At 59.0% G+C, this 3,544-nt stretch carries 3 protein-coding genes; 1 reads left to right on the forward strand and 2 read right to left on the reverse strand.

Features of this window, described 5'->3' with window-relative positions; translation table 11 throughout:
• Positions 1–269 precede the first annotated feature (269 nt).
• A complete protein-coding gene (locus tag AB4043_RS18745; RefSeq protein ID WP_442303436.1) occupies positions 270–1,832 on the reverse strand; it encodes a hypothetical protein in 1,563 nt (520 codons plus the stop codon).
• Between the two features lie 317 nt (positions 1,833–2,149).
• On the reverse strand, positions 2,150–2,878 hold the full coding sequence (locus tag AB4043_RS18750; RefSeq protein WP_442303435.1) for a TetR/AcrR family transcriptional regulator: 729 nt from the start codon (positions 2,876–2,878) through the stop codon (positions 2,150–2,152).
• A 120-nt stretch (positions 2,879–2,998) separates the two neighbouring features.
• Between AB4043_RS18750 and AB4043_RS18755 the strand changes: the two genes are divergently transcribed.
• Positions 2,999–3,367 (forward strand): hypothetical protein, encoded by a 369-nt coding sequence (locus AB4043_RS18755; protein ID WP_442303434.1) that lies wholly within the window; start codon positions 2,999–3,001, stop codon positions 3,365–3,367.
• Positions 3,368–3,544 lie beyond the last annotated feature (177 nt).

Here is a 3,544-nt window from a genome sequence, read left to right on the forward strand (position 1 = left end):
CAACAAAGACCTCATGCTAGCCTCAACCTACGCCCGCCCATCAGCAGGCTCCAGATGTCAACAACCTCTTGACCTCCTACAGGTGCCCCACCCTCTCAACGCTAGGGTGGGTTCGGAGAGCGACCTTCTAAACATCAGCACTAAACCGGGTGCCCCACATACGCGAAGCTTATGTGGGTATTCGCGCAACGCGCGAACCGTTTCTCAACATCCATCGAGACTTCCGAACCCACCCTAGCGTGGCGAGGGTGGGGCACCCGGGCTGGATGTTACTTAGAAGTTGAACCCTCACGACAGGCTACATTCCCGGCACCGCGCACCGTAAAAAACGTGATCGACGCGGGCGGGAGCTTCTGCTCTCCTGCCTTCGTTCTCTCGCCTGTGATCGTAGGCAGTGTTCCATCCTCGGCCTGCAGGGATTTCCCGTTCAACATCATGGTCTCGCTCAACAGCTCCGGAGCCGTCAGCGTGTAGCGCTCTCCCGCTGAAAGCGTGATGGCGTGCTCGGCATCCTTGTCGATATTCAACGCAACCACGCTCACTCCACCAGGAGCATCTTTCATGCAGTGAGCGTAGATACGCAAAGTCGCATCGGGCGCCGGCCCGGGATCCAGCACCGTGGTTCCCATCAGCCGCTTCCACAACAGGGCGAGCCAGTAATCAGGACGCGGATTGAGAGTCTCTTCGTTCAACAGGCCGTAGTCGCTGGAGGCCAGTGTGTTGACCATGACGGTCTGCACATTTCTACGAGCCAGCGAGCCGAGCTGATCGGCGAAGCGGAAGGTGTCGATGAACGTCGAGGCCCACGGGCTTCCACCGCAGCCGGCCTCGCCCGATTCCGTAAGCCAGATTTGCTTGCCGGGCATGTACGTATCGCGGAGCTTCGCATAGAAGGCTTCCGTATCAGGGTTGCGGTCCAGATAGGCGGGCGTGAGCACCTTCTCCCAGGAGAGACCCATCTTGCCGACGCAGCGGGGCGAGAGCGTGGTGTAGACGTGATAGGAAAACGCATCGAAGACAGGACCTGAAGCCTGCAACATCTTCTCGGTCGAGAGCATCTTCGGCATGGGCATGCCCACGATCATGGGAACACCTTCGCCGATGCTTCCCGGGCCGAGATAGATGGTCTCTGGCGACTCTGCCTTCAGAAAGGTGCGGAAGGCTTTCACATCCTTCGCAAACGCAGCCTCGTCGTAGCCCTTCGGCGCTGCCCCCTGGGCTGCAAAGGTCGGCTCATTGAGAAACTCGGTCGCGGCGATGTGTCCGCCGGCTTTGCGGGTGAAGTCAAAGAAGGTCTTGGCCTGGGCTGTGGTCCAATCACCATTCGCATCGCGTGTGCCATCGCTGATGGCGACCGAGGTCACCAGGTCCGCACCGACGGCATGAGCGAAGTCGATTGCGCCCTTCCACTGCGCCCGCGTCATCACGCCTTTGAAGCCTGTCGGCGGTGTCGACATCTGCGGAGCGTCATCGTCCTGGAAGTAGGTGCTATTCCGCCAGGTGCCACTGACACGCATGTAGCTGGGAGCAAGTGCGCCGGCGAGCTTGCGGATCTTTGCACGGCTCAGATCGATAGGTGGGCGGTATTGATAGGGATCAGTGGTCGTCCCCGGGGCAGCGGGCGGCTGGTCTTTCTTGGGAAAGGGTTTCCAGAAGCGGCCGCCGGTGATCTCGATCGCCTCCACATTGAACGAGACATAACGCGGATCGACCTGCGCGACGCGAGGCATCGACTTCGGCTGGAGAGTGACCTGGGCAGGGAGAGACGTGCAGACAGCAACGAGAGAGACTGCAAGGGCGCTACGAACGTGTGTGAGCCGTAGGTATGTCATGAACGAGTACTCCGGGGACGATCTTCGATGTGGACAATCACACTAAATGCGTGCTTGCACGGATGTAAATTGGAAAACATTCAAACTCATTCTGGGCTTTTGGGTATAGCCAATACACTGGGTGCTCCATCCATCGCAACGCGATGGGTGGGATGTGAACAATCTAGTTTGGGCAAGCGCGCCGCGGGGTAACAAGCGAAAGGCGGTTCGAGCGTAGCTCGAATATCCCACTCACGCTTCGCGTGACCACCCCGACCAACAAGTTCGGCGGGGACCGCGTGAATGGGGCACCCAGCGTATGGGCACGCGGATACCCACTACACACCAACCGTCTTCTTCCGAACTGCTCGTGCTTTCTTCGGCGCACTGCCTCGAATAGATTCCGGCGGAAACAGCCCGTCGAAGATCTCCTTGAGCAACAGCTTTGCTTCGCTCTGCGGCAGATGATCCGGAAGGAACTCCATCGCGAGGATCAGCGCGGTCTTGACGGCCGGCAGAGCCAGGATCCGGCTGCTGAGTTTGGAGTGTCCAGGCAACTGGGCGAGGCTGAAGTCTTTGGCGAAGTTACCGGGAGCAAAGATGCGGGTGTAGCGTTCCGCCCAGGCTGCGGCCGACTCCGGATGGCGCAGAGCATAGAGCTTCAGCTCCAGATCCAGAATGCCGGAGCGAGGTTCGCGAAGGTTGCTGTAATACTCCCTCAGCGCGGCAAGCTTGCCGGCATAGTCCTCTGCATGGATCTTCGAGAGCAGGGTCTGCAGCTCCGCCTTCGCGCTCTCGATCTGCTGTTCCTGTACGGCGAAGAAGAGCTGTTCTTTGGTCTTGTACTGCGCGTAGACGGCGCCGCGAGTCCGGCCGGAAAGCTGTGCGATCTCATCGATCTGCGCCCGCTCGTATCCGTCACGCGCAAAGATCTGTTCGGCCGCCTTCAGCAGGGCATCGCGGGTGGCCTTGCTCTTGATGGCGTGTTTGGTCAGCGGTCTATCCTGCTTCATCACCAACGATGGTACGTGAGCCGGCTGAACCGCCTCAAAGCCTGCCAGGGTCATGGGAAAAGCCTCCACGGGGAGAAAAAGAATTTTCGCTGGACAGTATCGAAATCCGGCGGTATAGATTAATGCGTGTTCACACGTATGTAATTCATGTGCACCGGAAAGGTCAATCCCTTCATGAAAATCCTTGTCGCCTCGCTCGCATTGCTCTCTACCCTCACGTTCGCGGAGACCGCCGCCGCGCCCGACGCCAGCGGCAAATGGAAGGTCCACCTGTCGGTCGGCGGCAGCGACAGCGAGATGGAGTGTAACTTCGTCCAGGCCGGAGCGGACCTGTCAGGTACCTGCAAGGGCGAAGCTGGAGAGGCGAAGGTGACCGGAAAGATCGACGGCCAACAGATCAAGTGGTCGCAGCCCGGCGACTATAACGGCACCGCGCTTTTGCTGAGCTTTGACGGAAAACTGGATGGCGAGAAGATCTCGGGCAATACCACAGTCGATCCGTTTGGCGTGAGTGGTACGTTCGACGCCAGCAAAGCGAAGTAACTTATACGCCTACGCCGGATATTGCCTTCACGGCAGCCGTGTAAACGGCTGCCGTGAAGGTGCGTCCGGCGTTTCGCATTTAAATCGCCAGAGCATTTTCCCTGTGGATGTAATGCAGAGCCTCCACATCCATGGGCGTTTTCCGCAATGAAAACGCCGCTACACGCCTCTTCCGGG

This window comes from Terriglobus sp. YAF25, assembly GCF_052113305.1.
GTDB lineage: Bacteria > Acidobacteriota > Terriglobia > Terriglobales > Acidobacteriaceae > Terriglobus.

What these genes read in the sequence shown, in the direction of transcription:
- AB4043_RS18745 (WP_442303436.1), bottom strand. Translation starts at nt 1,832, where the DNA reads ATGACATACCTACGGCTCACACACGTTCGTAGCGCCCTTGCAGTCTCT.
- AB4043_RS18750 (WP_442303435.1), bottom strand. Translation starts at nt 2,878, where the DNA reads ATGACCCTGGCAGGCTTTGAGGCGGTTCAGCCGGCTCACGTACCATCG.
- AB4043_RS18755 (WP_442303434.1), top strand. Translation starts at nt 2,999, where the DNA reads ATGAAAATCCTTGTCGCCTCGCTCGCATTGCTCTCTACCCTCACGTTC.